At 43.1% G+C, this 506-nt stretch carries 1 protein-coding gene; it reads left to right on the forward strand.

What is annotated here, in order from left to right; all coding sequences use genetic code 11:
- Positions 1 to 506: HD-GYP domain-containing protein (locus A3756_RS04975; RefSeq protein ID WP_197481175.1), on the forward strand; the 506-nt coding region annotated here is incomplete at both ends.

Genomic DNA, 506 nt, shown 5'->3' on the forward strand with positions numbered 1-506 from the left:
ATCCTTATCAATATTCAGCGTAAAGATGCTTCGCTCGCAAATCATACTTTCGCTTCATTTAGTTTAGTCTTAAGTATATCTATCAAGCTCAGCTTAGGTGACGATGCACAACAGGCGCTCGCTTTAGCCGCATTTTTTCACGATACGGGTTGGCTAAAACTGCCTATGCATTTGCTTGGTAAGGCATCACCTTATACGGCGAGTGAAAAGAAGTTAATTTATCAGCATGTCTCGATAGGCTTACGGTCGTTAAAACAAAACTGTGAGCTCAGTTCAATCGTAATGCGCATTATTACCGAGCATCATGAGCACCTGGATGGAAGCGGTTACCCTTCTGGACTTAAGTCTGATCAGATACATCCTTTAAGTAAGGTTTTCGCAGTGGTTGTCAGGTATGATGAGTTAGTCCACGGCTTGCTTGATAGGCCTGCGGTAACACCTCATGGCGCTCTTGCTAATCTATATAAAGAGGCCAAAAATGAAAAACTTGATGAGCCTTCCGTGTC

The organism is Oleiphilus sp. HI0086, assembly GCF_001635225.1.